This window comes from Peribacillus sp. P4_C12, from assembly GCF_056402095.1.
The window spans coordinates 1-2,214 of the sequence record NZ_JBFUIB010000568.1; the positions used below are offsets into that span (position 1 = coordinate 1).

General features: G+C 32.1%; 2 protein-coding genes. Both read left to right on the forward strand.

What is annotated here, in order from left to right; genetic code table 11:
• The first annotated feature begins 331 nt into the window (after window positions 1-331).
• Complete coding sequence (locus AC1DUW_RS26555; RefSeq protein WP_056523632.1) at window positions 332-1,426, forward strand: carbohydrate kinase; 1,095 nt, start codon at window positions 332-334, stop codon at window positions 1,424-1,426.
• The coding region (locus tag AC1DUW_RS26560) for a pseudouridine-5'-phosphate glycosidase (protein WP_477643898.1) at window positions 1,427-2,214 on the forward strand (788 nt) is incomplete at its 3' end. It lies immediately after the preceding gene.

Here is a 2,214-nt window from a genome sequence, read left to right on the forward strand (position 1 = left end):
CATCAATATTGGGTGCTATTGAATTGCCAATCGCAGTGATGGTGTCAGTCATATTGTTAAGTGAAAATGTTACTTCAATGCAAATAGTAGGTATTGTAACCATTCTTCTAGGCATGAGCTTACCAACAATGCTTAATAGAAATATAGTGTTAATTAAAAAGAAAGTAGTACAACATTAGGCGCAAAATAAAATTTTCAATAACAGGGTGTCATTTGTCATTAAATAATTATTTAAAATTTATTGACAATTAAAAATGTAAGCGTATACTAAACGTATGTTCATAGCATAAACAATTGTTTAAAGAAGTGAGGTGTAAAAATGGCTAATGATATTAATGAAAAAGAAGAGTTGATTTTAGATATGATTCGAGAAAATCCCTTTATTTCTCAACAGGAGTTATCGGAAATTGTGGGTATATCAAAGTCGTCTATTGCTAATATTATTTCTGGATTAATCAAGAAAGAGTATGTCTTTGGCAAGGCTTATGTTTTAAATGAAATAGCTCCTATTGTTTGCATAGGAGGTGCTAACGTAGATAAGAAATTTTATACAAAATATAAAATTACTAATGAAACATCTAATCCAGTAAGATCTTCTAGATCGGTTGGAGGAGTAGCAAGAAATATTGCTGAAAATTTAGGTAGATTAGGTGAGGATGTTACATTAATTTCAGCAAGTGGTCTCGATTCAGAGTGGAAAGAGATTTATGATTTATCGTCACCTTTTATGAATTTAGAACATGTCTCTCAAAATGAAAATTTGACAACAGGATCTTATACAGCAGTTTTAGATATGAATGGGGATTTATCAATTGCATTAGCAGACATGGACGTTTTTGAGAATATTACACCTGAGTTGTTGATTAAAAACAGTAATATTCTTAGAAGAGCTAAATGTATCGTAGTGGATTTAAATTGTCCAAGTGAAACAATTGATTTTCTTTGTTTTTTCACATCTAAACATAATATTCCATTAGTCATTATTCCTGTTTCGTCTCCCAAAATGAATAGACTTCCAAAAACTTTGAATGCAGTTAGTTGGCTCATAGTAAATAAAGATGAAACAGAAACTTTTATGAATATTAAAATCAATGATGAAGAAGATTGGGGAAATTCAGTTAAAGAGTGGTTAGATTTAGGAGTCAAAAATGTTATTGTAACGAATGGTTCAAAAGGTGTAATGACAGGTAGTGAAAATGGTGAGATTCATTATTTTCCTGCCATAGAAACACCAATAGTTGTTGATGTTACAGGTGCTGGAGATTCATTTTGTTCAGGCGTTATTTATTCCTGGTTACAAAAAAAAGAAATTGATTACATCATAAAAGCTGGTTTGGTCAATTCCCATAAAACAATTATGTCGAAGTATACAGTTAGACAAGAATTATCAAAAAAACAATTAATGTTAGATATGGAGGCAATTTAAATGAAAAAATATATTGAATTATCTGCAGAGGTACAACAAGCAAAAGAGGAAGGAAAAGCAATCGTTGCATTAGAATCTACTATTATTTCACATGGTATGCCTTATCCTCAAAATGTCAAAATGGCTCGTGAAGTTGAACAAATTGTTCGTGATAACGGTGCTGTTCCAGCGACAATTGCTATCATTGATGGAAAAATTAAAATTGGTTTAACAGAAGATGAATTAGAATTATTTGGTAAAAGTTCAGATGTTGCTAAAGTATCAAGACGTGATTTAGCTCAAATTATTGCTACAAAACAACTAGGAGCAACGACTGTTGCTACAACGATGATTTGCGCTGATTTGGCAGAAATCAAAATCTTTGTAACAGGTGGTATTGGTGGGGTTCATAAAGGTGCAGAAACTACTATGGATATCTCAGCTGACCTTGAAGAATTAGCCCAAACTAATGTAGCCGTAATTTGTGCTGGTGCTAAATCAATCCTAGATTTATCGCTTACACTAGAATACCTTGAAACAAAAGGGGTGCCTGTAATTGGATATGAAACGGAGTGCCTACCAGCATTCTACACAAGAAATAGTGAATATCTATTAAACTTCTCCACTGATTCAATCGATGAAATTGCTGAAACATTAAAAACGAAATGGGAATTAAATCTTAATGGTGGAGCAGTTATCGCTAATCCTATTCCTGAAAGATTTGCTATGGATGAAGATTATATCAATGAAATTATCGGTCAAGCAATTAAGCAAGCAGAAGAAAATCATATTRTTGGTAAGGATAGTAC